Annotated in this window: 28 protein-coding genes; 15 read left to right on the top strand and 13 right to left on the bottom strand. The window is 30.6% G+C overall.

Annotated features, from left to right (window positions below; genetic code table 11):
- Nucleotide 1: 1 nt before the first annotated feature.
- The 10 genes from VBY68_RS03035 to VBY68_RS02990 all read left to right on the top strand — a co-directional run bounded on the left by VBY68_RS03035 (nucleotide 2) and on the right by VBY68_RS02990 (nucleotide 6966).
- Nucleotides 2-160: a hypothetical protein gene (locus VBY68_RS03035; protein WP_415268837.1), complete on the top strand. Its 159-nt coding sequence runs from the start codon at nucleotides 2-4 to the stop codon at nucleotides 158-160.
- Nucleotides 160-570, top strand: coding sequence for a hypothetical protein (locus VBY68_RS03030; RefSeq protein ID WP_415268836.1), 411 nt, complete (start codon nucleotides 160-162; stop codon nucleotides 568-570). Before VBY68_RS03035 ends, VBY68_RS03030 begins: the two co-directional genes overlap by 1 nt.
- Nucleotides 571-575: 5 nt before the next feature.
- A complete protein-coding gene (locus VBY68_RS03025; RefSeq protein WP_121146842.1) occupies nucleotides 576-779 on the top strand; it encodes an Ntn hydrolase family protein in 204 nt (67 codons plus the stop codon).
- Nucleotides 780-781: 2 nt separating this feature from the next.
- Nucleotides 782-1426, top strand: coding sequence for a D-Ala-D-Ala carboxypeptidase family metallohydrolase (locus tag VBY68_RS03020; RefSeq protein WP_415268835.1), 645 nt, complete (start codon nucleotides 782-784; stop codon nucleotides 1424-1426).
- On the top strand, nucleotides 1423-1929 hold the full coding sequence (locus tag VBY68_RS03015; RefSeq protein ID WP_415268834.1) for a hypothetical protein: 507 nt from the start codon (nucleotides 1423-1425) through the stop codon (nucleotides 1927-1929). The genes VBY68_RS03020 and VBY68_RS03015 overlap by 4 nt, the downstream gene beginning before the upstream one ends.
- Before the next feature lie 208 nt (nucleotides 1930-2137).
- Nucleotides 2138-2293 carry a hypothetical protein gene (locus VBY68_RS03010; RefSeq protein ID WP_167444733.1) on the top strand — a complete coding sequence of 52 codons (156 nt, stop codon included), beginning with the start codon at nucleotides 2138-2140 and terminating at the stop codon, nucleotides 2291-2293.
- A 177-nt stretch (nucleotides 2294-2470) separates the two neighbouring features.
- Entirely contained in the window at nucleotides 2471-2833 is a 363-nt protein-coding gene (locus tag VBY68_RS03005) for a hypothetical protein (RefSeq protein ID WP_415268833.1), read from the top strand.
- A 1194-nt stretch (nucleotides 2834-4027) separates the two neighbouring features.
- Nucleotides 4028-5230 (top strand): multidrug effflux MFS transporter, encoded by a 1203-nt coding sequence (locus tag VBY68_RS03000; protein WP_415268832.1) that lies wholly within the window; start codon nucleotides 4028-4030, stop codon nucleotides 5228-5230.
- Nucleotides 5223-5930, top strand: coding sequence for a pseudouridine synthase (locus tag VBY68_RS02995; RefSeq protein ID WP_415268831.1), 708 nt, complete (start codon nucleotides 5223-5225; stop codon nucleotides 5928-5930). Before VBY68_RS03000 ends, VBY68_RS02995 begins: the two co-directional genes overlap by 8 nt.
- 175 nt (nucleotides 5931-6105) lie before the next feature.
- Nucleotides 6106-6966: a neutral zinc metallopeptidase gene (locus tag VBY68_RS02990; protein ID WP_415268830.1), complete on the top strand. Its 861-nt coding sequence runs from the start codon at nucleotides 6106-6108 to the stop codon at nucleotides 6964-6966.
- A 97-nt stretch (nucleotides 6967-7063) separates the two neighbouring features.
- Here VBY68_RS02990 and VBY68_RS02985 read toward each other — a convergent pair whose 3' ends face one another.
- The 12 genes from VBY68_RS02985 to VBY68_RS02930 all read right to left on the bottom strand — a co-directional run bounded on the left by VBY68_RS02985 (nucleotide 7064) and on the right by VBY68_RS02930 (nucleotide 18676).
- Nucleotides 7064-7543: an Lrp/AsnC family transcriptional regulator gene (locus VBY68_RS02985; RefSeq protein WP_099214393.1), complete on the bottom strand. Its 480-nt coding sequence runs from the start codon at nucleotides 7541-7543 to the stop codon at nucleotides 7064-7066.
- Between the two features lie 82 nt (nucleotides 7544-7625).
- Nucleotides 7626-8681, bottom strand: coding sequence for a M14 family zinc carboxypeptidase (locus VBY68_RS02980; RefSeq protein ID WP_415268829.1), 1056 nt, complete (start codon nucleotides 8679-8681; stop codon nucleotides 7626-7628).
- A 6-nt stretch (nucleotides 8682-8687) separates the two neighbouring features.
- Complete coding sequence (locus tag VBY68_RS02975) at nucleotides 8688-10154, bottom strand: aminotransferase class V-fold PLP-dependent enzyme (protein WP_415268828.1); 1467 nt, start codon at nucleotides 10152-10154, stop codon at nucleotides 8688-8690.
- Nucleotides 10155-10256: 102 nt separating this feature from the next.
- Nucleotides 10257-11075 (bottom strand): hypothetical protein, encoded by an 819-nt coding sequence (locus VBY68_RS02970; RefSeq protein ID WP_274639881.1) that lies wholly within the window; start codon nucleotides 11073-11075, stop codon nucleotides 10257-10259.
- A gap of 31 nt (nucleotides 11076-11106) precedes the next feature.
- A complete protein-coding gene (glmM, locus tag VBY68_RS02965; protein ID WP_415268827.1) occupies nucleotides 11107-12501 on the bottom strand; it encodes a phosphoglucosamine mutase in 1395 nt (464 codons plus the stop codon).
- 156 nt (nucleotides 12502-12657) lie between these two features.
- The gene (gene rpsA, locus VBY68_RS02960) at nucleotides 12658-14427 is read right to left on the bottom strand and encodes a 30S ribosomal protein S1 (protein ID WP_099214398.1); all 1770 of its coding nucleotides are present in this window, start codon (nucleotides 14425-14427) and stop codon (nucleotides 12658-12660) included.
- Between the two features lie 204 nt (nucleotides 14428-14631).
- Nucleotides 14632-14979 carry a hypothetical protein gene (locus tag VBY68_RS02955; protein WP_124588686.1) on the bottom strand — a complete coding sequence of 116 codons (348 nt, stop codon included), beginning with the start codon at nucleotides 14977-14979 and terminating at the stop codon, nucleotides 14632-14634.
- Nucleotides 14980-15073: 94 nt separating this feature from the next.
- Nucleotides 15074-15691 (bottom strand): IMPACT family protein, encoded by a 618-nt coding sequence (locus VBY68_RS02950; RefSeq protein WP_415268826.1) that lies wholly within the window; start codon nucleotides 15689-15691, stop codon nucleotides 15074-15076.
- Complete coding sequence (locus VBY68_RS02945) at nucleotides 15691-16554, bottom strand: EamA family transporter (protein ID WP_121146829.1); 864 nt, start codon at nucleotides 16552-16554, stop codon at nucleotides 15691-15693. The genes VBY68_RS02950 and VBY68_RS02945 overlap by 1 nt, the downstream gene beginning before the upstream one ends.
- Entirely contained in the window at nucleotides 16551-17162 is a 612-nt protein-coding gene (locus VBY68_RS02940; RefSeq protein ID WP_099214402.1) for an HAD-IA family hydrolase, read from the bottom strand. Before VBY68_RS02940 ends, VBY68_RS02945 begins: the two co-directional genes overlap by 4 nt.
- A complete protein-coding gene (ribD, locus tag VBY68_RS02935) occupies nucleotides 17155-18207 on the bottom strand; it encodes a bifunctional diaminohydroxyphosphoribosylaminopyrimidine deaminase/5-amino-6-(5-phosphoribosylamino)uracil reductase RibD (protein WP_415268825.1) in 1053 nt (350 codons plus the stop codon). The genes VBY68_RS02940 and ribD overlap by 8 nt, the downstream gene beginning before the upstream one ends.
- Before the next feature lie 4 nt (nucleotides 18208-18211).
- Nucleotides 18212-18676 (bottom strand): LEA type 2 family protein, encoded by a 465-nt coding sequence (locus tag VBY68_RS02930; protein ID WP_099214404.1) that lies wholly within the window; start codon nucleotides 18674-18676, stop codon nucleotides 18212-18214.
- Between the two features lie 52 nt (nucleotides 18677-18728).
- On the opposite strand from VBY68_RS02930, the gene VBY68_RS02925 reads away from it, so the two are divergent.
- Nucleotides 18729-19220 carry a GNAT family N-acetyltransferase gene (locus VBY68_RS02925; RefSeq protein WP_415269008.1) on the top strand — a complete coding sequence of 164 codons (492 nt, stop codon included), beginning with the start codon at nucleotides 18729-18731 and terminating at the stop codon, nucleotides 19218-19220.
- A gap of 27 nt (nucleotides 19221-19247) precedes the next feature.
- Complete coding sequence (gene prmC / locus VBY68_RS02920; protein ID WP_415268824.1) at nucleotides 19248-20096, top strand: peptide chain release factor N(5)-glutamine methyltransferase; 849 nt, start codon at nucleotides 19248-19250, stop codon at nucleotides 20094-20096.
- Between the two features lie 16 nt (nucleotides 20097-20112).
- Here the strand turns inward: prmC and VBY68_RS02915 are convergent, their stop codons facing one another.
- Complete coding sequence (locus VBY68_RS02915) at nucleotides 20113-20769, bottom strand: PAS domain-containing protein (RefSeq protein WP_415268823.1); 657 nt, start codon at nucleotides 20767-20769, stop codon at nucleotides 20113-20115.
- Nucleotides 20770-21261: 492 nt separating this feature from the next.
- Between VBY68_RS02915 and VBY68_RS02910 the strand changes: the two genes are divergently transcribed.
- Genes VBY68_RS02910 through VBY68_RS02900 form a run of 3 tightly spaced genes read left to right on the top strand, consistent with a single transcriptional unit; the run spans nucleotide 21262 to nucleotide 22248 of the window.
- The gene (locus VBY68_RS02910) at nucleotides 21262-21600 is read left to right on the top strand and encodes a roadblock/LC7 domain-containing protein (RefSeq protein ID WP_099214406.1); all 339 of its coding nucleotides are present in this window, start codon (nucleotides 21262-21264) and stop codon (nucleotides 21598-21600) included.
- 32 nt (nucleotides 21601-21632) lie between these two features.
- Nucleotides 21633-22007 (top strand): hypothetical protein, encoded by a 375-nt coding sequence (locus VBY68_RS02905; protein ID WP_099214407.1) that lies wholly within the window; start codon nucleotides 21633-21635, stop codon nucleotides 22005-22007.
- Complete coding sequence (locus tag VBY68_RS02900) at nucleotides 21994-22248, top strand: hypothetical protein (RefSeq protein WP_099214408.1); 255 nt, start codon at nucleotides 21994-21996, stop codon at nucleotides 22246-22248. The genes VBY68_RS02905 and VBY68_RS02900 overlap by 14 nt, the downstream gene beginning before the upstream one ends.
- Nucleotides 22249-22467 lie beyond the last annotated feature (219 nt).

Genomic DNA, 22467 nt, shown 5'->3' with positions numbered 1-22467 from the left:
CATGGAAAAAGCAAAAACTTGGTTGAATAACGCATGGACTAAAACAAAGGAGTTCATGACAAAAGAATACTATGGTATTCCAGTATGGGGCTATGCTTCGGGGCTTATTGTTATCGTTGTTGTGGCTTATGTATTAATTCCTAAAAAAGAGTATAAGTAATGGCTAAATATCCTTTAACAAAAGAGCAATACGAGATGGCTAAGAAAATGTTTCAAGGTCAAGGAGCTTCTTACGGAAAAAAGAAAAGAAGTGGTGTAAGAGTAGTTACTGCTTATGGCTCAAAACAGGGTTTGTTTATGGCAGGTTGGAAAGTTTCAAAAGGTGTAAAGTGGAATATTAAAGTATTTCGTGACAAATACCAAAAAGAAGTTGCTCCAACTACTTCAAAGACAGGCAAAGAGTGGTGTAGCGTACGAGTTGTTTTAAACGCTCCTATGCATGATTCTGTAAGTATTCAGGGTATGATAAACTTGAATAATAGTAAGGTTTACATAGAAGATTGGAATTGGATTTTAAATCCAAATGCTCCAAATGGTGGTTATGTAGGTAAACGCTTTAGTAAAAAGTAATAGCTATGTTAAAAAAGATATTTTCAGTAGGTAAGGGGTTGCTTACCATAGGGAAGAAAGTTGATACAGCTATCGACTATGCGGAAAAAGGGTATAAAAATGTTTTGTTATTTAAAAGTGCAATAAAGCATCTAAAAGCCTTTAGAGCCGATTGGAAGGAAATAATGGGGGAGGATAACTCCCCTAATGTTGAACAAAAACCTGAATAGTTATGTCAGAATTTTTTAGTCCGTATAGAGAAAAATACGGTAAACATGTAGTAAAGCATTATATTCATTTAAAACCACCTTTAGACGGTTTTGCAGACGATAAATTGCTGACAGAAAACTTTAAACTAGGGGAGATAAGAAAGGCAAGTTTTATTATGCCAGACGAGCAAAATTTATTTGCTTATGTTCCTTTAGATAGTAGAGTTTTACAAGCTGCTCAAATCTTAAGGGATGCACTAGGGAAGCCTATCAAAGTAAACAGTTCATTCAGAAGTGTACGCCATGAACTAAGCAAAAAACGTGGTGGAGAAAGTGAACATACATACGGAACTGCTTTAGATTTAAGTGGTAGTGGATTGGTTGAACTAGTTCAAGAAGCTTTAAGAACCAAGAATAAACTATACCAACGTTTACGAGCTGTTGGTGTTAATGGTTTTGGTGTTTATGAATCAAAAGGATTTATCCATATTGATGTAAGAGACGCTAAGTCTGACGGAGGTTATGCGTATTGGGAGGGAAGTGAAGACCAAGAGTTAAAAAAAAAAGGAAGTTCTACATCTACAATCCTGAGACCGATATTAACTATTCTAGGCTTTGTGATGAGTGCCGCAGGTTTATTGTTAGCAATTAAAAAGCGTAAGAAATGAAACAAGTAGCTAAATTTATAATAAATAATGCCCTCTTAATTGGGGGCTTATTGCTACTCTTGATTGTGTTTTTTAGTCACTTAATTAAGATGTTATCTATTTTTAGGTCTGCTTTTGATGAGAAGAATCCTTATGATGATTTTAAAGGAAATGTAACTCCTGATTATTCTGTAGGGATAAGTGCTAGTCAAGCAAGTAAATATGCAATGCAATTATTATCTGCTTTTAATAGTAGAGAACCTTTTTATGGAACTGATGAGGATTTAGTTTATAAAATATTTTCTTCTATAACTCCTAATGATTTTAAAAAGATATATCTAGAATTTGGTCAGAGAGATTACAACGGCTACAACTCTCCACCACAAGGTGTTTTTAGGCATTTAGATACTTACGAAAAACTTAGTCTTGTTTCTTGGCTGTTGTCTGAAATAGATCCTGTAAAAGATAAACAGTTGTATTTGTTAGTTAGGTCTGTTGTTGAGCCTGCTGGGTTCAAATTTTAACTAAGTGTTAGTAGTATCAGTACAGGTATTAATGTAAGAAGTATTATTATTAATGGATTTCTTGGTTTTATTACAATTTCTTCTTTTCTGATTGAGTAGTAAATTAAAAGAGCTATAAAAAGAACTTCTATTACTAATAAAATTAATATACCTGGGCTTAACATAACAATAAATTTTAAAAATTAACTCCTCAAATATATTAAAAAGAATGAAAACGATAGCTTTAAACGCATTTAATGGGGTTTCCGGTATTTCGTTAAGTATAGTAGAAAATACACCAATACCAGTAATTATATATGCGTGTGTGTTGCTTGCGACAGAGATTTACAAGTATAAAAACCGCAAATTAAAAGACAAAGAATAGTGTTAATTAGTGTGTTCGTATGGGTATTGGTAGTCTTTGTAATGTTTGTTTTAATAGTTACTGTGTCCGTTTACGTGATAGTGAAAATTAACAAATGTAAACACTTAAAAGAGTATAGAAACTCGTTATTAAGTGGTGACTGTCAATCCTATGAACAGCTACAAAAACGATTATAAAATGAAAGAAAAGATATTACTTAATGGTATGGAATTTATGGCACAGCCTGTATGTTTTTTGATACCAAAACAACAAACTCCTTTTGATGATTTTGTAAAAGATTTGTTAAATGAAAATGAATTTTTGTATGGTAAATTGATGCCTTATAGGGGGCAAATGGATATTCCTGATAGTGTTGAATGTATTATAAAGTTAAAGGGAGAATCTATAAATCATTTTCCTGTAGATAATACTTTTAATTATTTGTTTGATAGTTTAGAAGTTCCATTTTCAGATTATTATTTCGAGGGTTTAAGGCTCACGTTATTAAACGAATGGGTACCAATTTATAATAATTCGGGAGGTGTTGAGATTCAACAGTAAAATAATATTCTTATTTTTGTGTTAATAATCAACAACCCGTGTACAGTAATCGCCGGGGGGGCTAATTACAGTGCATTAAAAACTGAGAGCATCCAAAATTTGGGTGCTCTTTTTCTTAAATATTATTATTGACGTAATATTTTGATTATCTTTGTGTTATAATCAACCACTAACTATTTTGTTCAGTATTAAGCTGGGGGGCTAATTGCTGTTCATGAGAAAGAATTAAGCGCTCAAATTGGGCGCTTTTTTTATGTTTTCAAAATTGCTGAAATAACTTTTTTTTTAATTTTTTTTCTTTTTTAAAACCGCACGTAGTAGTATTGAATTTTATTGCTTTTTTAAATAATATATTTTACCTCACAAATTTTTTTGGGAGGTTGCTCCAGCGGAAACCCAAACTAAAATTTTTGCGGTAAAATGTATTGTTAGTCATTTGCAATTTAGATTCGATATTACGCTGATTTTGAGAATACAAATAAATTTCATTATGTTTGTAACATTGTTAACACGATCATTGAAATTATTGTTCTCCTTAAATAATTGATTTTTGAAGGGGAAACATTGATAAAACCTAAGAACTTTAAACGCATCATGTAATTTGATTAGCGTTTATTTTTTGTACTATAATTAATATTATGTTAAATAGAGTGTTTATGAACTGGAATTCTATATTTAAAATAATATAATTCAATTTGTTACTTGTTTATGAAATTATTTAGGCTAGTACCCTGTTTTTGATATGTATGTTTTTAAAGATGGTAAAGTTATATACAAAGGATTTAAAAATATTTCTAAGCTAGTGCTTCATGAGTTTTCTAGAGATTTTCCTAATACAGTCCTTAAGTTTAAAGAAAAAAACTCGCTATTAAGGAAAAAAACAAAGTGAAAAGATTAACGTTTTTGCTATAAAAAATAAAAATTTAAAAATTTTTAACAAAAAAAGTAGGGTTATTTAAATTATAGCTGTTTTATAGACTGTAAGATGTATATAGTATACGACGCTGTTATAGAATAAAAGGCCCCTTCACTTTTTACAATTTTTTTGTTTCACTACCAATTTTATTCTTGACAGCGTCTTTTTATTAGACTTATAAAATTATGATATTGTTTGTTTGAGGCTGTTAAAAAACAGCCTTTTTTTTTAACTTTTATCCCCACTTCAAAACAAAATAAAGGCAGTATTTTTGCCTAATGCAAAAAAATAATCAATCAAAGTTAGAATTCATAGCTTTAATGGCTTCCTTAATGTCATTAGTAGCTTTGTCAATAGATGCATTACTCCCAGCTTTAGAACAAATTGGTATTAGTATTCGTGTTCAACAAGGATCACACGATAGTCAATTATTAATTACTATGATTTTTTTAGGTCTAGGTTTTGGTCAATTAATTTCTGGTCCAATCTCAGACAGTTTAGGAAGAAAACCTGTTATTTATGGAGGTTTTATACTTTTTGTTATTGCCAGTTTTATTTGTGTTAGCGCTGCGAGTATAGAAATGATGATTTTAGGAAGAATTTTACAAGGAATTGGACTTTCTGCCCCTAGAACGATAAGTATTGCAATGGTTCGTGATAGTTTTAGTGGAAACTACATGGCAAAAATCATGTCTTTTATTGTAGTAATTTTCATTTTAGTTCCAGTTGTAGCACCAGCTATAGGTAAATTAATGTTAGATGCTTATGGGTGGAAATCTATATTTTATAGTCAGTTAATTTTTGGTGTTGTAGTAATGTTTTGGTTGTGGAAACGTCAACCAGAAACCCTAAAAGAAGAAAACAGAATGAAATTTGCATTTCGCTTATTTTTAGATGGTTCCAAAGAGTTTATAAAATACAAACAGGCAGTTATTTTTACATTAATATCAGGTTTTATTACAGGATCATTTATGGTGTATTTAAGTGCTTCACAACAAATTTTTCAAGAACAATATTTATTAGTAGACGAGTTTCCATACATCTTTGCTGGTTTAGCCATTTCTGTTGGTTTTGCTACCTTTTTAAATGGTTCATTCGTTATGAGGTTTGGAATGCATAAGTTGGTATCATTCTTTTTAATTATCTTTTCAATCGTTCCTATTATTTACATAACGTTATTTTATCAAAAAGAAAACCCAAGTATTGTAATACTACTAGTATTCTTTGCTTTACAGTTTTTCTCAATAGGATTTTTATTTGGGAATCTTCGTGCGTTGGCAATGCAGCCTGTAGGGCATATTGCTGGTATTGGAGCTGCAATTAATGGGTTTGTATCTACTATTATGGCAGTACCAATTGCTACATTTATAGGAAAGTATGTTGAAACCACTACCCTCCCACTTTTTATGGGATTTTTTATATGTGGAGCATTATCTTTACTCCTTTTAAATTTTACCAAATTAAAACCAGTTAATGAGTAGTATAATGAAGTTAGATGTTATTTATGAAGATGAATATATATTGTGTGTTTCAAAACCTAACAATGTAGTTGTGCATCATGCACATCATTCTAGAAATGTTGCTGATGAAGACTCTTTGTTGCAAATGATTCAGCAGCAATTCAATCAAAAAATGTATCCTATACATAGACTTGATAGAAAAACATCTGGAATTATATTACTCGCTAAGGAAACTGGATTTGTTGCCAAATTTCAAGAACTGTTTACTAAAAACGAAATACAAAAAACGTATTATGGAGTTGTTAGAGGTCATGCTCCTGAAACTAAAGTTATTGATTCTCCTGTTAAAGGAAGAGATGCTAATGTATATAAAGATGCAGAAACTCATTTATTTACTGTAAAAACTGTAACGGTAGATATTCCTGTTAAACCTTATGATACTTCTAGATATAGTCTGGTTAAACTACAACCTAAAACGGGAAGATTACATCAGTTACGAATTCATATGAATAAAATTAGTCACCCTTTAATTGGTGATCCTAAGTATGGGGATAAAAATCATAATACAATGTTTATTGACAACTTTGATTGTGAGAATCTTTTTTTGCATGCTTATTCTTTAGAGTTTATTCATCCTTATTCAAATGAAAAGCTATTAATAAAAGCTGACTGTCCTAAGGATTGGCATATAGTTTTTGAAAAATTTAATTGGACTTTATAAAAGAGATTATATTCTACTCTACTCACTTTCAGTTAGTTATTTTTCAACATTGACATTAACGATTTCATGAATTTTATTTTTCTTTAAATAAAAAGCAATATTTCAATCATTTTAACGCTTAGGTTATTGATTGTTTAATTAATTAACTTTTTATGATGATATAAATCAAAGAAAAATGAAAAATTTAAAACCCTTCATATTAGCAGCCACAGCAGCCGTATTAATGGTAAGCTGTAGTGATAACGACATTAATCCTGTTGATAATCAAAATGCTAAATTATTAGACGCCCATTCTCATGAAGTATGTAGTTACATTGATGGTAACTGGGGTCAAAACGCTTACATTGGTTCAACCATTGTAAATCAATCTGAAACAAATTTCTTAAATAACCAAAATGTTAAAATAGCTGATGTATTTAGCATTAGTACCATTCCTTTATATTTTGCTAAAGGTTCTGGAACAGCAAACGCTATTTCTTACGGTAGTGGTTATATTATTTATGGTGAAGAGCTTTATAACATGGCTTTAAGTCAAGGAGGAAGAATTTCTTGTGCTATGGTTCAAGCTCATGAGATAGGACACCAATTACAATACCAAAACAACTTACCTTCAAGAAGTGAAAGTACTGCTAGAGCTACTGAATTAGAGGCTGATGGTTTTGCAGGTTATTATATTAAAAAACCTAATGGATACAATGCTACTTGGACACAAGCTGCTCCAGCGTATAACTTCGCTGCATCTATTGGTGATTATAATACAACTAGTCCTGGACACCATGGAACTCCAGCTCAACGTCGTTCAGCTTTCCGTTTAGGGTACTTATTAGGAGATTATGACTTAACTGTAAGTAGTTTTGATTATAATTTCTTTTACTACTATGATAACTATGTATTACCAGGTGCTTTACGTCAGGATTTAAAGAAACCAGACGATATTGATGAAGGATTACATAACTTTATCTTATCTAAAATGGAAGAGTTAAGAAAAATTAACTCGGGAGAGATTTCTAAGGAAGAATTTGAAAATTTAAAATAAACTAACAAAAAACTAATATTTTAAAAAGTTATTAGTTGAGCAATTAAAAAAGGGTAGCAAAATTTTGCTACCCTTTTAACTTTTATAAAAATAATTTTTAAATATCTTTAAAAATAGCGTGCATTAAACGTTTTTTATCATTGATGCTTTCTTCAAGCGCAATCATTGTTTCCGTTCTGTTTACACCATGTACATCATCTATTCTATAGATAATATCTTTTGCGTCATTGGTGTTTTTAGCACGTACTTTACAGAAAATATTGTATTTTCCTGCAGTTACATATGCAACAGTTACGTTTGGAATTAAACGTAGGTTATCAAGCACATGTTGTGTCATAGATGTTTTCTCTAAAAAAATTCCAACGTGAGCAATAAAAGAATACCCCATTTTCTCATAATTCAAGGTTAAAGTAGACCCTTGAATAATTCCTTCGTCTTCCATTTTCTTTACACGTACATGTATAGTACCGGCAGATACCAATAACTTCTTTGCAATGTCTGTAAAAGGTGTACGAGCATTTTCAATTAAAATGTCTAAAATTTGATGATCAATCTCATCTAGTATGAACTTCTTCATTTTTTTGTTTTCTTCAAGTAATATTGCTAAAATATAGTTTTTTTCTAAAAAAAATAAGTTTTATTTAAAGAAAGTAGAATTTTTAACTGTTTTTTATGAATTCTTTATGAGCTGAATACATAGATAAGTTACCTTCATTCTCCTTTTTTAAAACGAGTGCAAATTTATCATTTTCTATACTTTCTACATACTGATAAGCAACATCTTTTTCATTATTTTTTGATCGATAAATTACATCGTAGAAGTTCTTGATATTGTTAGGAATAGCTAAATATTTTTCAAATTCCTTGAAGTTTTCTGCTAACGAAATATGATATATTCCCTGTAATAGCGCATAAAAATTGAATTTTCTAACCTCTTCCCTGTCGTAATCATTCGGAAAGTGTCCAGCTTCAATTAATATTGTATTGTGTCCTAACTTTTGAAAATTATCTCCTGTAGCGGTTGGATAAAATTCATCTGTATAACGGCCAACATGATTAGGTATAATTTTTTGTAACAATTCATTCATGGCTACAATTACATTCATAGTTTCTTTTCTTCCTTCTGTAATTGTTCTTTTTTCTTCTTCTGAAGGTGCTAAAAAAGAAATTGTTGCTGGATTTTTAGTTCCTTCAACACCAAAAATGGTCCTTTGATCATGAAGATTGAAACAAAATTCAGGATTTACTTCTTCTAAAATACTACGTAAAAGTTTACTCTCTTTAGCTTCTAGTTCTACAGCATCTCTATTTAAGTCTACATTTTTAGCGTTTACACGTGTATAGGCTTGTGCTCCATCAGGATTTAACATTGGAACAATAGTAATACTACAATTGTCTAAAATAGATTTTGTTATTTCGTGGGTAGAAAAATGTTGAATAAACTTTAAAAAATCAAATACAGCTTTAGTTCCTGTACTTTCATTTCCATGCATTTGACTCCAAATAAGAATTCTTTTTTCACCTTTTCCTAGCTTTAACTGGTAAATGGCTCTCCTTTCTTCTGATTCACCTATAATTTTTGTTTGAATTTTAGAGTTTTGTAAGCCTAAATATAAAGGCTCTATATCTGTTAATGTTATCCATCTTCCAGATATAGAGTCTTCTTTAATTTTTGAATAATTTTCTTCTAAAAAAGAGCTATTTAAATGTGTCATATCATATTATAACGAAAACCAATCTGCTACCAATTGTTTTTCAACAGGTTCAACAGTTTTGTGTACATAATCGTTTTTAGCAGTATCATATTCATAGTCTTTTGACCATTCTTCTATATTATCTGCTAATGCTTGTAATGATTCACAAATAAACTGTACTTCTTCATTTGTAATTGTTGGGTGTACTGATAATCGTACCCAACCTGGTTTTTCTGTATTACAGCCTTCTAATATTTGTCCCTTAATTTCGTTTGATCTTATTTGATCTACATTTAATAGGAAATGACCATAAGTTCCTGCACATGAACAGCCTCCTCTTGTTTGAATACCAAAACGGTCATTTAATAACTTTACAACTAAATTGAAGTGATATTTTTCAAAATAAAAAGAAAAAATACTCAAACGATCTTTATGATCAGGGGCTAATATTTTAACTCCTTCTAAGTTTTCTAAACAATTAAAGATAACTGGGTTGATTTCATCTTCACGCTCCTTTATCTTATCTGTTCCCATTTGGTCTTTTACCTGAATGCATAAAGCTATTTTAATTGTTTGTAAAAAAGCTGGAGTACCACCATCTTCACGCGTTTCTACATCATCAAAATAATCATGTTGTCCCCAAGGATTAGTGTAGCTAACTGTACCTCCTCCTGGGTTGTCAGGAACCATATTCTTGTAAAGTTTTTTATTAAAAATTAGGACTCCAGAGCTTCCTGGTCCTCCTAAAAATTTGTGTGGAGAAAAGAAAATTGCGTCTAAATACTCATCTTCATTTTCTGGGTGCATATCAATATCAACATACGGTGCTGAACAAGCAAAGTCAACGAAACATAAACCACCATAACTATGAATTAAAGAAGCTACTTTATGATAGTCTGTTTTTATACCTGTTACATTAGAACCTGCCACTATTGAAGCTATTTTTATTGGTCTATCTAAGTATTTTTTTATGGTTTCTTCAAACTTATCTAAGCATACTAGACCTTCTTCATTACAAGGAACAACCTCTACATCTGCTATAGTTTCAATCCAAGAAGTTTGGTTTGAGTGATGCTCCATATGACTTACAAAAACGATAGGTCGTTTTTCATCTGGAACTTGTGTGTTTTCTTTTAAGTTTTCATTTATTTTTAATCCTAAAATACGCTGAAACTTATTAACAACTCCCGTCATACCAGATCCTTCCGTAATTAACACATCATTAGAAGATGCATTTACGTGGCGTTTAATAATATTTCGTGCTTCATGATACGCTAAAGTCATAGCTGCCCCTGAAGTTGAAGTTTCTGTATGAGTATTGGCTACGAATGGTCCAAATTTATTTAAAAGTTGTTCTTCTATAGGTCGATATAACCTTCCACTTGCAGTCCAATCTGTATAAATCATTTTCTTTTCACCATAAGGTGTTTGAAAAGTCTGATCTATACCTACAATATTTTTTCTAAACTTATCAAAATACTGTTCTAAATCCATAATTGAAATCTCTAGTTGTTTGTTATGTTGCGTAAAATTAGCAGTATACTACTAGTTAGCCTAAAATAGTTATAATATTAACGTATTTATAACACTTTGTTATTAAAGCCTAAATTTACCTCCTATTAAAATGGTATTTTCAAAAAAGTAAAAACTTTGTGATGCTGTATCTACAGGACTTTTAGTTGTTCTAACATCTGGCATATAAATATAACCTCCTTTTAAATCTGCTTGTACAAAAAAGTGCTTTAAGAATGTAATATTTAATCCTCCGGCAACAGAAGCTCCATATCCTGATAAATGGAAATCGTCATGACGTTCCATTCCTAATAAGGTTGTATTAGTTCTTGGATACAAAATTCCCATTCCTACCCCTTCTGTTAAATTGATTTGTAAGTTTTCTAAGTTTAAACCAAACCAGTGACTCACATCATCAAAACGTTTTACTTCAACATTTACATAGTTTAAACCGTCAGTATGCTCAAAACGTAAAAAATCTGCAGCTAAATTGATTGTTTCATTATTATATGTTCCGTCATATTTAGCATTTCCTATATTGATGTTTCCGTTAATTTTAACATCTTGATCGGCTATCATTACATATTTCATGTGATCTACCCCGATAGAAACGGTGTAGTTTTCTTTAAAGAAATATCCTATTCTATAATTTGTTTGTGGAATAGTTACTCTTCCTGGATTAAAGTAGTCATTAAAAGAAAACTTTGTTTGTCGGTCTTGAGCTTTTACATTTTGTAATGTAAAATCATAATTTGCTCCTTTAAAACGAATGTCTGAATTAGAATAACTAGCCCAGTTCCATCCCCAATAAACAAAGAATTTTCCTTTGTTGGTTACTTTTTTCTTTTGAACGATTTCTTCGTTTTTCTCCTGTGCTATTATTGATGCTGAAACTATCAGCATTAATAAACTTACTATTTTTAATTTCAAAGAACTATTGTATTATTTGTTGTATTTCAGTGATAAATCTTTTGGCCAAAGCATCTGCATTTTCTTGACTTGTGCTTTCTGTGTAGATTCTAATGATTGGTTCAGTATTAGACTTACGTAAATGAATCCATTCTTCAGCAAAATCAATTTTTACGCCATCAATTGTATTTACATCTTCATTTTTATACTTGTCAGCCATTGTTTCTAAAATCTTGTCAACATCAATTTGTGGTGTTAACTGGATTTTATTTTTACTCATAAAATAACTAGGATATGAATCTCTTAATTCTTTACAAGACATTTTTTTATGTGCTAAATGTGATAAGAATAAAGTAACTCCTACTAATGAATCACGTCCATAGTGAGATTCTGGATAAATAATTCCTCCGTTACCTTCTCCTCCAATTACCGTGTTGGTATCTTTCATCATTTGAACAACGTTCACCTCTCCTACTGCACTTGCTGTATAAGTTCCTCCGTGCTTTTCAGTAACATCACGTAAGGCTCTTGAAGATGATAGGTTAGAAACAGTGTTACCACCTCCTAATTGACCTAAAACATAATCTGCACAAGCTACTAAAGTGTACTCTTCTCCAAACATAGAACCATCTTCAGATATTAGCGCTAAACGATCTACATCTGGATCAACTACGATACCTAAATCCGCATTTTCTTTTACTACTAATTCAGAAATATCGGTTAAGTGTTCTTTTAAAGGTTCCGGGTTGTGTGGGAAGTGTCCATTAGGTTCACAATATAATTCAACACATTTTACACCTAACTCTTCTAGTAAAGCAGGAATAGCAATTCCTCCTGTAGAGTTAACACCATCAACTACTACTTTAAAGTTAGCTTTTTTAATGGCTTCTACATTTACTAAACGAAGTTTTAAAACTTCTTTAATATGTTTCTTTATATAATCTTTCTTTTTCTTGTATATGCCTAAATTGTCAACTTGAGCAAACTCAATAGTAGCATCATTTTCAGCAATCTTTAAAATTTCAGCTCCGTCTTCACCATTTAAAAACTCTCCTTTTTCATTTAAAAGCTTAAGTGCATTCCATTGCTTAGGATTATGAGAGGCTGTTAAAATAATACCTCCATCCGCTTTTTCTAATGGAACAGCTACTTCAACAGTTGGTGTAGTTGATAAACCTAAATCGATTACATCAATTCCTAAACCAACAAGGGTATTTGCTACTAAGTTACTTATCATTTTACCCGAAATACGAGCATCTCTACCTACAACAATTGTTATCTTTTCTTTCTTTGAATTTTTGTTTTTTATAAATGTACCGTAAGCCGCTGCGAATTTTACAGCGTCAATTGGAGTTAAATTTTCACCTGTATTTCCGCCTATAGTACCTCTTATACCTGATATAGATTTAATAAGTGTCATATTCATTTTTTTATTGATGAGCAAATATAAAGCTATTTAAGAAAGTATCCTTTAAAAAAGGGTAAGCTTTAACTGTAACATTTGTTACACAAGGAACTAAAAAAACCGTTAAGCTGTAAAGCTTAACGGTTTATAAATTTTAAGAAGTTGTTAGGATTATTTTCCTTCCATTTTCTTCTTTAATTCAGCTAATCCACCGATATCTCCTAAAGTAGTTTTTTCTACTTCTTGAGCTTTAGCAGCAGCAGCTTTAATGTTCTTTTGTTCTTCTTCTCTAAAGATAGAAGTGTGAGAAACAACAATTCTACGGTACTCTTTACTAAACTCAGTTACTTGGAACTTAGTTTCGTCACCTTTAGCTAATTTACCTCCGTCTTCTTTTTCTAAGAAACGAGTTGGAGCGAAAGCTTCAACACCATCAGCAAATACTACAGTTGCACCTTTATCATTTTTCTCTTTAATAGTACCTTCGTGGATAGATCCGATTTTGTACGTAGCTTCATGAGCATCCCAAGGGTTATCTTGAGTTTGCTTATGACCTAAGTTTAATTTACGGTTCTCTACATCTAATTCTAATACTTGTACTTCTAATTGATCACCTACAGTTACGAAATCTGATGGGTGTTTAATTTTCTTAGTCCAAGATAAATCAGAGATATATACTAATCCGTCGATACCTTCTTCTAACTCTACGAATACACCAAAGTTAGTGTAGTTACGTACAGTACCAGTGTGTTTAGAACCTACTGGGTATTTAGTAGTGATATCTGTCCATGGATCTGGGTGTAATTGCTTCATACCTAAAGACATTTTACGCTCTTCGCGGTCTAATGTTAAGATTTGAGCTTCTACTTCATCACCAACTTTTACGAAATCTTGTGCAGAACGTAAGTGAGTTGACCATGACATTTCAGATACGTGGATTAATCCTTCTACTCCTTCTTCAACCTCTACAAATGCACCATAATCAGCTAAAACAACTACTTTACCTTTTACTTTATCACCAACTTTTAAATCAGCATTTAAAGCTTCCCATGGGTGAGCAGATAATTGTTTTAATCCTAATTGAATTCTTGACTTGTTATCATCAAAGTCTAAGATTACAACGTTTAATTTTTGATCTAATTCAACAACTTCGTTCGGGTGGTTGATACGAGACCAAGATAAATCAGTAATGTGAATTAATCCGTCAACACCTCCTAAGTCAACAAATACACCATAAGAAGTAATGTTTTTAACAACACCTTCTAATACTTGTCCTTTTTCTAATTGACCGATAATTTCACGTTTTTGATCTTCTAAATCAGCTTCAATTAACGCTTTATGAGATACTACTACGTTTTTAAATTCGTGGTTGATTTTCACAACTTTGAATTCCATAGTTTTTTCTACATATTGATCGTAATCACGGATAGGCTTCACATCAATTTGTGAACCTGGTAAGAATGCTTCAATACCAAATACATCAACGATCATACCTCCACGAGTTCTACACTTAACAAAACCGTTAACGATTTCACCAGTTTCGTGTGCGTTGTTAACACGATCCCAAGCTTTGATTACACGTGCTTTTTTGTGAGATAATACTAATTGACCAGAAGAGTCTTCTCTTTTGTCAACTAATACTTCTACTTTGTCTCCAACAGCTAAATTTGGGTTGTAACGGAATTCGTTTAACGAAATTACACCTTCAGACTTAGAGTTAATGTCGATAATAGCATCACGATCAGTAATACGTACTACTTCACCTTCGATAACATCGCGCTCGTTTACGAACCCTACAGTACCTTCTAAGGCTTTTTCAAATTCTTTTAATTTAGACTCATCAACTTCATCAATACCTTCTTCGTATTTATGCCAGTTAAAGGTTGCTAAAAATTCTGCTGGATTTACAGCTTCTGCTGTGTTTTTTGTTTCTTCAGACATGTCTGAAATAAATATTTGTATCTTTTTGTTAACCAGATTTCTAACGATACTAACGCCAAGAGAAATTAAACTTAATAAATGTTATTTTCTACCCTTTTTAAATCTGTACTCGTAAAAAGGCGTGCAAATTTACGAATAATTCTTGAAGTAACCTAAAATGTTTTGGTTTTTAGGAGGTTAGTTACTTAGATTAAGTAGATTAATTTAATAATCATCATCTGGTTGTGGTTTTAATAAAAACTTTAGCACAACTTTTTCGTCCAATTTCATAAAATCGTTGTAAAGTATCTCAATTACTTCATTTTTTGATTTTTTAGCTTTTAATAAATCGTATGCTTTAGCAGGAGCATCTTTAATTGCCTCTTTTACGAGTTCTTTGCCCATTTCCAAAATTTCTGATTTAGAAAAACCATTTTCTATAAAAGGTTTTACATTCGCTACTACACTAATAGCAGCACCTCTACAAATGTTTTCTTTTGTTACTTCAGCTTGCGCTTGCGAAAAAAGTTGAAAAGAAATAAATAGACATACAATGAAAGTTAGGTTTTTCATTTTCATATTTTTTTAAATTAAGTTAAATCAGAGATAAAAGTAATTTTAATTTACTTAAAATCAAACTGTAAAATATTTTTTACTAAAAAAATGATTATTCTATTTCCTTAATCTCTACTTTAAACAGATTATCAAAAACTTCAAAAACGCTTTCGGCTTCTTTTTTACGTACAGAAATGGTGTATTCGCAGTCTAATTCTAATTTTTGATTAATAATATCTAAGTTTCGTTCTTTAATAATACGTTGCACTTTATTCATCATATCATATCCAAACTTTAATTTATAATGAATATCTATGGTTTTCTCAACAATTTCAGAAGCTTCTAAAGCTAATTGTGCGGAAGTTCGATAGGCGTTAATCAATCCTCCTACTCCAAGTTTAGTGCCTCCAAAATAACGTACAGAAACAATTAAAATATTAGTTACATCAAAAGATTGTATTTGTCCGTAAATTGGCTGACCAGCTGAGTTACTGGGTTCCCCATCATCATTGGCACGAAAACGAATTTTCTCAGTTCCTAATTGCCACGCATAACAATGATGACGCGCTGTATGATGTTGTTTTCGAAGTTCTTCTAATCGTTCTTTAATATCCTCTTCAGAAAAAACAGGAAAAGCATACCCGAAAAACTTACTGTTTCGGTCTTTGAATAAGGTTTCTTCAGAAGGCTTTGTAATCGTTTTGTAAGTGTCTTTTATTTCTTCATTCATTACGCCGAAACTACTAATAAAATACTAATTATGGCAAGCCCAATACCAATCCAATTCTTTTTGACCAATTTTTCTTTAAAAAATGTAAGAGCAAATACCGTGGTTAAAATCACTATAGATACATTATTTATGGTAAAAACTGTAGAGCTTTCAAGTCCTTTTGTTTGTAGTGCTTTTAACAGAAATTCCATGGAATAATAATTTGGAATTCCTAAAACGATACCTCCAAGTACTGTTTTCCATTCAAAACTCCCTTTTTTACTTATTAATTGAGCCATTAAAAAGAAAAATCCAAAAAGTAATGCACATCCAAAAATAGTTGATAAAAACATTGGTACGGCTTCTTTAGGAACATAAGTGGTTTCCGTATATTTTAATAATGTATCAATACTTCCAGAACCTAAAAAAAGTAATAGTGGGAACAACAAGTTCTTAAACTGAACAGGAGAAGTGTCGCTTTTTGCTGAAGATAAATATACTGCTATTAATGCTAAAATTATTCCTACAACTTTAACTAAACCTATACTCTCATTATATAAAAAAATTCCAATTACTACAGGGATTACTACTGACATTTTTCCTGCTACTGAAGCTACTGAGAGCCCATTTTTTTGAGCAGTAACTCCCATTACATTAAATACAGCTATAAATAAAAAACCTAAAATAAAAGCTCCTAAAAACCAAGGTTTACCTGGTATTTCAGAGACAGGTATAGAAACCTCGGTATGAACAAAACCAAAAGATAACGCTACAGCATAGTTTAAAACAATTGCTTGTAATGTGTTTACCTTACAAACATCAAAAAGTTTAAAAATAACAAACAGTAAACTAGAAATAAGAATGCTAAAAATTAAGTATATCACACTGTAAACTCTTTTCGTTTTAGTAAATCAACTACATCTTCTGTTTTGGGACAATTATTCCATATCTGAATACCTAATTGTTCTGCTGTATCAGTATTCTCTTTGGTATCATCTATAAAAAAGGTTTCAGAAGCTTGTAACCCGTTTTCTTGAAGTACAAACTCAAAAATGTTTGTATTTGGTTTTCTAAAATTGACTTCATGCGATAAATAAAACTGTTCAAAACAATCTTTAAACTCATTATACAACTCTTCTCCCCAATCATTTTGAATCCAAGAAATATGTAAGTCGTTGGTGTTACTCAGTAAAAACAACCTGTACTGATTACTAGCCGCTAATTCTTTTAAAAAACTCAATCGATGTTTAGGGAAATCTAATAAAATGGCGTTCCAAGAACGAACCAAATCTTCTTTTGAAATATTAAATTTATCATGAAAAAATGACACAAACTCATCAGTAGAAATCAATCCCATTTCATATTGATAATATTGCTGCATCATATCTTCTGAAATTTCTCTAACCCCTAATTTTGCAAGTTCTTTATATGTTGCTTCTTTGTCTAAATTGATGAATACATCACCAAAATCAAAAATGATGTTTTTAATCATTTCTATATATTCTTAAAATATCGTTATCTATTTTTTCTTCGGAAGAAAGTTTAGCATTAAAAACAGGACGCTTTACTCCTTCTTTTATGTTTATATCTCCGATAAAAACCTTGGCTTCATCCCACAAATTTTCATTAATAAATGTTTGTAGTGTTTGTGCTCCACCTTCAATAATTACGGATTGTATTTGATGTTTATGTAATACCTCACAGATTTGTTTTGCTATTTGAGAAGAAAAATCGATAGTTTCATAAATAACATTTTGTTTTTCTTTCCTCTTTTCTCTTTTATCTTCTTTTTTTTCTGTAATAATTATCGTTTTAATATTTCCATCAAAAACAGTTGCTTCTGTAGAAATTCTTAAAGTTTTATCAATAACAATCCTTATCGGATTATTTCCAGACCAACTTCTAACAGTTAATGACGGATTATCAGCAATTACAGTATTTGTTCCTACCAGAATAGCATGCTCTTCACTTCTCCATTTATGTACTAATTGTTGAGAGTATTGATTAGAAATCCATACAGGTTTTTGTTCTTCTTTTGTTAACGGAGCTATAAAACCATCTTTAGTCTCTGCCCACTTTAAAATAACATAGGATCTCTTTTTGTTTTGAACAGTAAAAAAGCGCTTATGATGCTCTTTACAAGCCTCTTTACAAACACCAACAGTCACATTTCTACCAGCTTTTTTAAGTCTTTCTATACCTTTTCCTGCGACTAAACTATTAGTATCTACACAACCTATTACTATGTTAGGTATTTCTTTATTAATAATTAAATCGGCACAGGGTGGGGTTTTTCCATGGTGCGAACATGGTTCTAACGTAACATATATAGTTGCTTCTTTTAATAAATCTTGGTTCTGAACCGAGTTAATAGCATTAACTTCTGCATGTGGCCCACCATAAGGTGATGTAAAGCCTTCACCAATTATTTTATTTTTACACACAATTACTGCTCCAACAGAGGGATTAGGTCTTGTAGTACCTATTCCTTTTTTTGCTAACTCTAAACAACGTTGTATATACTTTTCGTGATTCACAGCGTTAAAATTTAATTTTAATATCTTCTACTTTATCAATTGGATATACATGTGAAAATCCTAAAACTTTATATTTTAAATCTCCTTTAAAATGTACTTTCAATCGCTGATTTATTAACGAGTTTAATATTCCTCCTAAAATCCCATTTTTATTATTTTCAAATACTCTTTTTGAAGGAATTACAACCTTTAACGGAATATAGAATTCTTTCCGAGCTGGAACTTTAAATTCTTCAGAAGAAACTTGTGCTACCTCTACTTGATCAATTAATACTTTTATTTCATCAGTAGCTATTTTGCCACCTATATCGTTTGGGTTTTCAAAATAAGCATTAGCACCAACTCTTATAGTATCAGTAGAAGCGGATAAAAGTTTTATATCATCAACTTTTAAAAAAATTGGTTTTTGTTTTACCGAGCAACTAATTATTAGTAATAAAAAAGGTAAAAAATAAATGAATTTCTTCATGAAAACTCGTGTTTTTTTGGGTACTTTGCTCTTGCAAAAGTACTATATTCCTATGACTCCATCTGATTTTATTATTAGAGAAATAAAACCGCAAGATAATGCCGAAATGGCTAAGGTAATTCGTGAAGTATTAATTGAACTTGGTGCTCCCAAAGTAGGCACTGCTTATGAAGATAAAGCAACGGATGAAATGTATGAAACTTACCAAAAAGAAAGGGCTGGATATTTTGTTGTAGAACATAATGGTGTTGTTGTAGGAGGAGCTGGTTTTGCTCAATTAGATAATTTTGAAGGAAATATTTGCGAGCTACAAAAAATGTACTTTTTACCTGCGGCCAGAGGAAAAGGTATTGGTAGTAAATTAATAAACTTTTGTTTAAATAAAGCCAGAGAACAAGGCTTTAAACAGTGTTATTTAGAAACCTTACCATATATGAAAGCAGCTACAACCTTGTATAGGAAAAATGGTTTTATTGATTTAAAAGAGCCATTAGGTAACACAGGACATTACTCTTGTAATGTATGGATGTTAAAAGATTTGTAAAAAATATCATAAATAGGAAATCACATAATGCAACTAAAACAATACAAATCGTATTTTTCTGAGCAATTAAAATCCGTTTATCCTCAAACAGAAATTGATACTTTTTTCTTTTTTTTAATTGAAGAGTATTTAGAGCTCAAACGTATAGATCTCACGTTACGACCTGATTTTGAAATTTCTTCTGATAAGAGAATATTATTAGATGAAGCTCTAGTTCGATTAAAAGAAGAAGAACCTATCCAATATATATTGACCAAAACAGAGTTTTACGGACTTCCTTTTAAAGTAAATCAAAATACGCTAATTCCACGCCCTGAAACAGAAGAGCTTGTTGAGTGGATTATTAATGAGGTAGATAAAAACCAAGAATCTTTATCTATTTTGGATATTGGAACGGGAACAGGCTGTATTCCTATTAGTTTGAAAAAGCATTTACCTAAAACAACTGTAAGTACTATTGATGTTTCTGAAGAAGCTTTAAAAACAGCCAAACAAAATGCTGTCTTAAATAAAGTTGAAGTATCTTTTATGCATCAAGACATTTTAAAAACTGAGGAATTAAGTGGGGAGTTTGATATTATTGTTTCTAATCCACCATATGTACGTGAATTAGAAAAAGTAGAAATAAAAAATAACGTATTAAAAAACGAACCACATTTAGCTTTGTTTGTTGAAGATAACAATCCATTAATTTTCTATAAAAAAATAGCCGATTTAGCTAAGAATAGCTTAACTAAAACCGGACTACTTTTTTTTGAGATTAACCAGTATCTTGGTTTAGAAACTGTTGAAATGTTAAAAAACAAAGGATTTACACAGATTGAACTTCGAAAAGATTTATTTGGTAACGATCGAATGATTAAAGCTTCTTTGTAACCTCTGTTTCCTCTAGTTATTCTATACCAAAGAACCTTTTAAAAAATGAACCTTTTTTCTTTCCTTCTTCAGTTCCAGGAACTGTAGCACCAATATTATCTGTTATTAACTTTTCAATATAAACGTCGTAATTAGTATTTTTAGAATCTAAAAAGCCTTTTAAAAACTTTTCCGAAGCTTCTATCCCATTTAAGTCTTCTATTTCACGTAGTCTTTTATACAGGGGTATAATTTCTTGTACAGCATTTTTAGGAGCTGGTTTTCGTAAAGCTTTATAATTTATAACTTCACCTTTGTCATTTTCTTTAACAACAAAATCTGTCATTACCCAGTAGTACCTACCAGTTTTAGCCATATTTTTAACAAAAGCTATAATATTCTCTTTATTTTGAATACGCTCCCACATTAACTTAAAAATTACTCTGGGCATATCTGGATGTCTAACTATGTTATGACCAGATCCTACTAATTCATATTCTTCATAACCGGATGACTCTACAAAATCCTCGTTACAATACTCTATAACACCTCTTGTATCTGTTATACTAAGAAGAACTGAGTTTTCATCGAGATTTATTTCTCTATCTACCGGGGTTGGGGATACTAACTTTGGTTTTCTTTTTTGATTTTCATTAGAGTGGTTCTCCCACTTTCTCTCTAAGTTGTTTGTCATATATTTAATTTGATTTGTATTTGTAAGGCATCAATCGTTATTCTTCCTTAATTTTAATACTATACAGATCGGGGGATCAGAAAAAATTATATGACTATGAAAAAGTAATCCAGCAATTTTACAGGTTAACCTTAACACAGCTTGACACAAACATAGAAATCTTCTTTTTTTGAAAATATGATAAATATCATGCTTTAAAAGATGTTATTACCTTATTAGGTTAACTGTTTTTTATTAAAAAGTTAAGAAATATCTTTTTGTACTTAAACCCTGTTTTTTTATCCAAAAAAACTAATATAATGTCTAAATATTCAGTTAAATTGAGACTAGAAAACTTCTGTTTTTAATTTAATTATCCTTAAAACATAAGCGATAAAACAAAAATTAATTCATTTATTTAACAAATAACCTGCGTTTTATTAATAAAAATAATATTCAAAGTTTTTTTTCAATAATAAAAAAGTTTATATTAGCTGTAAAAGTTATTTAAAATTGGATTTACAAAAATTACTATTAGAAACTAAAACAAGAGCAATTTATTTAATTGACGAAGAAGGTAAAATTATTGACTTTTACCCTCACGATAACGACTTGGTCGAAATAAAAGATAAAATTGCTGCATTCGATGCTGTTATCTTTAATATGTCCAGTAGTTTTTTTAACCTTTTCTTTAAGACAGAATTAAATGAAATGATTTTAAAATCTGACAAAGAAGCACTTCTGCTTTTTAAGTATAAAGAGTACGTACTTTGCTTTTTAGCCGACAAGAACACTAACATCGGTCTTTTAAACTTAATGTTTAAAAAAGAGACTAATACTATTAACATTTAATTATTACTTAACCTAAAAACCCCCCGGAATTTATGGAAAAAATCCTAAACGACTTAGTTCAAAATGTAAAAGAAAATATACCTGGGTATATTGCAATTAGTGTAGCTGAAATAGCTTCAGGTGAATCTTTAGCTTCTGATTCTGCCGACTCAAATTTTGATCCTGCTTTAGCTTGTGCTTATAATGTAGAAATTATAAATGCCAAGCGAAAAGCTATAGACATCTTAGGTCTAAAAGAAAACATTAATGACATTCATTTTAAACTTGATAATCATATTCATGTTGTAGATTTATCCCCAAGCGGAGAGTACTTTATTTATCTAGCTGTTGATTCTAATAGAGCTAACTTAGCTCTCACCAGAACAATGCTAAAAAAATATAAAACAGAATTAAATGAAGTCTTATAAAGCTATTGATATCAAGAAAATGAGTATCGATAGTGAGTTTCAAAAATATATAAGTTTTTTTCAGAATGAATATAAAACTAAAGTTTTACTAAATGAATCAGCTATCGATTATAACGAAACTTCTAACATAAACAATGTTAATGACTTAAAAAATGCTGTTTATGATTTCTTTTTTGAACCTAGATTTGAGAATGTTCTCGATTTAGTCAAATTCAAAAAACAAAAACCACAAGATGATTAACAAAAAAAAGACTAGATTAATATCTAGTCTTTTTTATCTACTTCTATCTTCTATTTTCACTGGAATAAACAACTTTATTTTTTAACTTCTGACTTTTTAACTTGCTGTTTTTTACGCATCTAAAATTGTTAAAAAAATCATAAAGCATCACTTGTAAAAAAAAAAACAAAAATAAGGTAGTATTTTTGTGACCCTTTCTAAAAAACAGTGTCTTATATA

The organism is Tenacibaculum ascidiaceicola (genome assembly GCF_047470925.1).
Classification (GTDB): domain Bacteria; phylum Bacteroidota; class Bacteroidia; order Flavobacteriales; family Flavobacteriaceae; genus Polaribacter; species Polaribacter discolor.
The sequence above is the reverse complement of the archived record's forward strand: the minus strand, read 5'-3'. Positions and strand labels throughout refer to the sequence as shown.

Excerpts from the sequence above, each read along its gene's own strand:
- VBY68_RS02915 (WP_415268823.1), bottom strand. The coding sequence starts at position 20,769 with ATGACAAACAACTTAGAGAGAAAGTGGGAGAACCACTCTAATGAAAAT.
- VBY68_RS02975 (WP_415268828.1), bottom strand. The coding sequence starts at position 10,154 with ATGGATTTAGAACAGTATTTTGATAAGTTTAGAAAAAATATTGTAGGT.
- VBY68_RS02985 (WP_099214393.1), bottom strand. The coding sequence starts at position 7,543 with ATGAAGAAGTTCATACTAGATGAGATTGATCATCAAATTTTAGACATT.
- VBY68_RS03035 (WP_415268837.1), top strand. The coding sequence starts at position 2 with ATGGAAAAAGCAAAAACTTGGTTGAATAACGCATGGACTAAAACAAAG.
- VBY68_RS02955 (WP_124588686.1), bottom strand. The coding sequence starts at position 14,979 with ATGAAAAACCTAACTTTCATTGTATGTCTATTTATTTCTTTTCAACTT.
- VBY68_RS02950 (WP_415268826.1), bottom strand. The coding sequence starts at position 15,691 with ATGAATGAAGAAATAAAAGACACTTACAAAACGATTACAAAGCCTTCT.
- VBY68_RS03010 (WP_167444733.1), top strand. The coding sequence starts at position 2,138 with ATGAAAACGATAGCTTTAAACGCATTTAATGGGGTTTCCGGTATTTCG.
- rpsA (WP_099214398.1), bottom strand. The coding sequence starts at position 14,427 with ATGTCTGAAGAAACAAAAAACACAGCAGAAGCTGTAAATCCAGCAGAA.
- VBY68_RS03000 (WP_415268832.1), top strand. The coding sequence starts at position 4,028 with ATGCAAAAAAATAATCAATCAAAGTTAGAATTCATAGCTTTAATGGCT.
- VBY68_RS03015 (WP_415268834.1), top strand. The coding sequence starts at position 1,423 with ATGAAACAAGTAGCTAAATTTATAATAAATAATGCCCTCTTAATTGGG.
- VBY68_RS02995 (WP_415268831.1), top strand. The coding sequence starts at position 5,223 with ATGAGTAGTATAATGAAGTTAGATGTTATTTATGAAGATGAATATATA.
- VBY68_RS02990 (WP_415268830.1), top strand. The coding sequence starts at position 6,106 with ATGAAAAATTTAAAACCCTTCATATTAGCAGCCACAGCAGCCGTATTA.
- VBY68_RS03030 (WP_415268836.1), top strand. The coding sequence starts at position 160 with ATGGCTAAATATCCTTTAACAAAAGAGCAATACGAGATGGCTAAGAAA.
- VBY68_RS02970 (WP_274639881.1), bottom strand. The coding sequence starts at position 11,075 with ATGCTGATAGTTTCAGCATCAATAATAGCACAGGAGAAAAACGAAGAA.
- VBY68_RS03025 (WP_121146842.1), top strand. The coding sequence starts at position 576 with ATGTTAAAAAAGATATTTTCAGTAGGTAAGGGGTTGCTTACCATAGGG.
- VBY68_RS02900 (WP_099214408.1), top strand. The coding sequence starts at position 21,994 with ATGAAGTCTTATAAAGCTATTGATATCAAGAAAATGAGTATCGATAGT.
- VBY68_RS03020 (WP_415268835.1), top strand. The coding sequence starts at position 782 with ATGTCAGAATTTTTTAGTCCGTATAGAGAAAAATACGGTAAACATGTA.
- glmM (WP_415268827.1), bottom strand. The coding sequence starts at position 12,501 with ATGACACTTATTAAATCTATATCAGGTATAAGAGGTACTATAGGCGGA.
- VBY68_RS02980 (WP_415268829.1), bottom strand. The coding sequence starts at position 8,681 with ATGACACATTTAAATAGCTCTTTTTTAGAAGAAAATTATTCAAAAATT.
- VBY68_RS02940 (WP_099214402.1), bottom strand. The coding sequence starts at position 17,162 with ATGATTAAAAACATCATTTTTGATTTTGGTGATGTATTCATCAATTTA.
- VBY68_RS02930 (WP_099214404.1), bottom strand. The coding sequence starts at position 18,676 with ATGAAGAAATTCATTTATTTTTTACCTTTTTTATTACTAATAATTAGT.
- VBY68_RS02905 (WP_099214407.1), top strand. The coding sequence starts at position 21,633 with ATGGAAAAAATCCTAAACGACTTAGTTCAAAATGTAAAAGAAAATATA.
- prmC (WP_415268824.1), top strand. The coding sequence starts at position 19,248 with ATGCAACTAAAACAATACAAATCGTATTTTTCTGAGCAATTAAAATCC.
- VBY68_RS03005 (WP_415268833.1), top strand. The coding sequence starts at position 2,471 with ATGAAAGAAAAGATATTACTTAATGGTATGGAATTTATGGCACAGCCT.
- VBY68_RS02925 (WP_415269008.1), top strand. The coding sequence starts at position 18,729 with ATGACTCCATCTGATTTTATTATTAGAGAAATAAAACCGCAAGATAAT.